We start from the raw sequence: 4,555 nt of genomic DNA, 5'->3' as shown, positions 1-4,555 counted from the left end.
GTCTACGAGCGCCTCTTGAGCATGGATCGGACTCCCTGGAGCGAGCGATGGCTGGAGGTGGCACAGCAAGAAAAGAAGGCCGGAACTGCAGCACGATCGAAAGCGAATGCTGGGCGTGTGCCTAACACACGCCCTTCCCATATCCTCAGGGACTACACTGGCGACTTTGAGCATCCGGCCTATGGGAAATTGACGATCGGGCTTACGGGCGAACAACTCCAGTTCGTCTTTCATAAGCTCGAGTTTCCTCTGGCCCATTTTCACTATGACCGCTTCGACACGCCAGACGACGAGTGTCACGGCAAATGGTCGGTGAACTTTCTGACAAATCCCCAAGGAGAAGTGGACAAGGCCGTGATGTCTCTGGACCAGGCCGATGTGCAATTCACGCGCATGCCTGAGCCACTGGCCCCCGAGCGCCTACAGCAATTTGCCGGAACATATGAAACCGCTGGTAGATTCAAGTTCCAGGTGGTCCTGAAACAAAAAGACCATCTGTACATCGTGTTCCCAGGAGACCCTGATGAAAGGCTGATCCACTACAAAGATCTGCAGTTCCGCACAGAGAAGTATTCGGATATTGTCTATGAATTTGTCGAAGAGCGTGGAGAAATCACCGCTTTCAAACAAAGAGATCCGGCTGGAGAACACGTCTTTCCAAGGAAGTAATTGGGGATGGCACGAATGAAGCCCTGCATTGCCCGACTTAATGTGTCGACAGTTGTCTTGAGGATCGCTCGTCATGGATTCTTTCACGCAGGGATTGCGTTAAAGCCCTTGCCATAGGAGTTAATCTTCCAATAGGTATGCCAACCGGCTCTGTGGATCCAAATACAATAGCGCGGACAAAGTTGCTGCCTACGAGCTATTGAGCTGTAACAACACGACGATCGATAGCGTTCTGCATATATCCGATTAATCTGTCAAGCATTCGTCTCCGACTAAATACTTCCCATTGAGCCAATCGATAATATCCTTCGAAAATCGGCTCTCGTTCAGTGTCGAGAGAATTTGCTGCTTTCTATCCAGATCAATTCCATCAAGACCTAGCGTGACAAAGGTGTCGCCAAACGCTTTCAATGAAGTTACAAATCCTTTCCCCGCAAGTCGCTGAGCCGCATCATAAAAAGATGCGTTTGGAACAGTATCATTGTGAAGAACATCGACGGAAGAAGCGAATACGACTTCAGAAAGGCTGGATTGATTCATCAAATTAAATGCCCAACCCGCCGAGTTTTTCAATGCATCCTGATTCCGACCTTCTAACGGTTGTAACTTCAGAAATTTACACTGTTTGGGACCATCATTAGCGAAATAATTATCCCAGATTATCGGTTTACGCCTCAGCACACCGGCAACCGCATCCAATTCATTAGCCGAAATGCTTTTCGATACGACATTACGTCCCGTCCAAAATATTTGAATGTCGGTAGGTAGAGTTCCTATTTGTAGCAAGTAGTCTGAGGAGCGCTGGCCAAAGATCCTGTCCAAGATCGGGTCGTCAGAGTAGTATGTTGGACAGAATAAAATAGTTTTGCCGGTGCTGGCTCTAACAGAGTTAACGATTTCAAGCTGCTTAACTCCTAAGTCCGAAATACCTTTCATATCATCAAAGAACAGTCCCAGATACGTAATATCCAGTTCTTCAAGCTTCTTTACTTTCTCTCGGAGCAATCCCTTCGTCTTTTGATTCCATTGAGAGTGAAGTTCGAATGGACTTAGACCTATTCCGAATGCGACGTTCGCTCGATGGCATGTTAGGCTTAGACTCTTCAGTTCGCTCCAAACCTCTGCCGGGTGATTCTGCTCCCACAGCTTCCTTAGGTATGGGTCCCGCTTTGGTGCATAGATATAAAAGTTGCCACCATATGACTGAATGGATTCGCAAAAGCGATGTCGGCTTTTCCAAGACCACTCAGGTCCGAAAAATCCTTCGACAACGCCGATTCCAATCATTCTGCTGTGTGCCCCATTACGATTGATCTTTGGGGATCGGGATGATGCCGCAAAAATCTTGATATTTCAATAATCCAACGTGCAGAGGCAGGGAACACAGAGACACTCCAGCCGAATCTAATCCACCGGACTGCGCGACCAGTGATACAGAAACATCCTCCGACAACCCGGAACCCACGTTGTTCGAGGCTGCTACTCATAGTCTGGTTTCCTGCTTCCAGAGAAACGGGGCGGACCAGGGTAGGTGAGTTGAAGATTCTCCCGTTGCATTCTGCTCTCGCGCTGGCGTATTGCTTAGCTCAAAGCACGGCAGTGCAAATGCCCACAAGATATTCATCAGCTAACCTTCATCGCTTGAAAGGATATCTGCATGAGAATGGCATGGACAGGGTGGCTGGCATTTTATCTGGCCCTCATGTCGCCAACCATCTGCGCTGAGGACGATACCGCTCATGTTAGCCCTAAACAACCAACGTCAATCTCTGCAGGGGTGAATCATCCAAAACATCTGGAAGCGCCAATTGTCCTCCTTGTTTCGTTCGATGGGTTTCGCGCCGATTATCTGGACCGATACGATCTCCCCAGCTTTCAACGTTTCATGCGTGAGGGAGTGCGCGCACAGGGCCTCATTCCAGTGTTTCCCTCCGTGACGTCTCCCAACCACTATTCCATCGTGACGGGTCTGTATCCAGAGCGTCATGGAATTGTGGGGAACGTGTTCTATGATCCCAATCGCGAGGAGGTATTCACTGTTTCTTCGAGTACCAATGGGTCATGGTATCGTGGCGATCCCATTTGGCGTGTCGCGGAGAGCCAAGGCATGGTGACCGCCTGCCATTCTTGGCCCGGCTGTCCTGCTACCATCAAGAAGACACGATCAACCTTCTGGAAGTCCTACAATGGAACGGTCTCGAATGACGGGCGTGTCGATCAAGTTTTATCATGGTTACAGTTACCACAGACTCAAAGACCACACTTTCTGACGTTGTATATGGGAGATCTCGACGACGCAGGCCATCGGTTCGGGCCCGATTCCCCGGAAGTACAGCGAGCAGCAGAGAAAGTGGATCATGAGTTGGGCCGCCTGCTAAGCGGATTGGATGCCCTTCCGAGTCGGCAACATATCTATGTGATACTCGTCAGCGATCACGGGATGCGACATGTCGATCGCGCGAGTTTCGAATGGATGGACGATCTTGGCCTGGACCTGAGCGAATGGGAATGGAAAGGGATGTTGGGTGCCTATGCAAGTCTCCATGCGACTCCCGGCAAACACGATCCTGTCTCCATGAGGGATCAGATCAATAGCAAGCTGAAGCATGGTCGAGCATTCCTCCGAGAAGACACTCCGGCGGCATTACACTATCGCCAAGACCCACGAATCGGTGATGTGGTCATTCTTATGGAGCAGCCGCATCTGATCGCATGGAGAATCGACGATCCCTCCATTCGTGGAGACCATGGTTGGAATCCTTCTGATCCCAACATGCATGGAGTATTTCTCGCGAGAGGACCCGGCATCAAACGAGGAACTCGGGTCCCCGCATTTGAAAATGTAGATATCTATCCGTTTCTTGCGGAATTGCTACACGTGAGTATCTCCGAGGATATCGATGGTCAAGCGGGGCGACTGCGCCGACTCATCATGGAATGACTTCGGCTTACCGCTGACTGGCCGTTAAGATTTGTCTCAGCCTGATATGTGAGGCATCGTGGGTGGTTAGCAGGAATCGGATGAAGCGCGTCGCGATCTTCGGAAACGCCGGCGGTGGCAAATCCACGCTGGCTAAAAAACTTGCGGATATCACTGGTCTGCCCCTGCATCCGATCGATTCAATCAAGTACAGGCCAGGCGGCGGAGAAGTCCCTCACGTTGAGTACCTGGAGATCCACGCTGGCCTGCTGCGCAACGAGCGATGGATCATCGACGGGTTTGGTTGCGCGGCTTCCGCATGGCAGCGATTCTCAGCGGCGGATACGCTCATCTATGTCGATATGCCCTTACTCAGACACTATGCCTGGGTGACGAAACGTCTGTTGAAGGGACTGTTCATGACACCCGAGGGGTGGCCTGCCAACAGCCCAATTTGGGAAGGAAGCTTAAGTGGTTACCGCGTTATTCCACTGTGCCATAAACATATGACGCCCAAGTACCGTCTGCTCGTTAAAGAGCAAGCCTCACTCAAGCAGGTGCACCACTTAAAATCTCCCGCTGAAATGCGGGCGTTTCTTTCACGCGTGAGTCGGGGGCCTGCGGCTGATCATGACAGTTCTGCCGGCGCTGTATAAGAGTATTCGCACTGCGCTTCATGACCTCAGCCGACCATTTGCGGTGTTTCTTCGGACGCGTTTCTGAATTTTCTGAGCCATCGAAACCTTCATTCGTATCGGTTCCTCTCATCGGCGTCGGCCCGATTTCCGCCCGCTTGGCACGATCCACTCATTCGCCGGCGCGTTCGATGACGGCGCACGCAATGCGGTCGCCCGCGTCCCCGGCCGGTTGACTGCGGTAGTCGTCGGCTTTCGCGTGAACGACAAGAGCTGTGCCACTGCCGCCGACCAGCGCACCATCGCCTTGCAGAAGAGAAACGGCTGGATT

The 4,555-nt window shown here is 51.5% G+C and carries 5 protein-coding genes; 3 read left to right on the top strand and 2 right to left on the bottom strand.

The genetic code is table 11. The annotated features are described in order from the left end of the window. A partial coding sequence (locus ACOSYY_RS14745; protein ID WP_421663285.1) for a DUF3471 domain-containing protein occupies positions 1-669 on the top strand: 669 nt, incomplete at its 5' end. A gap of 246 nt (positions 670-915) precedes the next feature. Here ACOSYY_RS14745 and ACOSYY_RS14740 read toward each other — a convergent pair. Next, positions 916-1,956 carry a beta-N-acetylglucosaminidase domain-containing protein gene (locus tag ACOSYY_RS14740; protein ID WP_421663284.1) on the bottom strand — a complete coding sequence of 347 codons (1,041 nt, stop codon included), beginning with the start codon at positions 1,954-1,956 and terminating at the stop codon, positions 916-918. Positions 1,957-2,326: 370 nt separating this feature from the next. On the opposite strand from ACOSYY_RS14740, the gene ACOSYY_RS14735 reads away from it, so the two are divergent. Together ACOSYY_RS14735 and ACOSYY_RS14730 are read left to right on the top strand one after the other, a co-directional pair. Continuing rightward, the gene (locus tag ACOSYY_RS14735) at positions 2,327-3,610 is read left to right on the top strand and encodes an alkaline phosphatase family protein (RefSeq protein ID WP_421663283.1); all 1,284 of its coding nucleotides are present in this window, start codon (positions 2,327-2,329) and stop codon (positions 3,608-3,610) included. 80 nt (positions 3,611-3,690) lie between these two features. Next, a complete protein-coding gene (locus tag ACOSYY_RS14730; protein WP_421663282.1) occupies positions 3,691-4,245 on the top strand; it encodes a P-loop NTPase family protein in 555 nt (184 codons plus the stop codon). Positions 4,246-4,396: 151 nt separating this feature from the next. Here ACOSYY_RS14730 and ACOSYY_RS14725 read toward each other — a convergent pair. Then, on the bottom strand, positions 4,397-4,555 hold a 159-nt coding region (locus ACOSYY_RS14725; RefSeq protein WP_526023325.1), incomplete at its 5' end, for a superoxide dismutase family protein.

Source organism: Nitrospira sp. BLG_2 (assembly GCF_049222245.1).
Note: the sequence above shows the minus strand (reverse complement) of the source record. Positions and strands in the feature narration are given on the sequence as shown.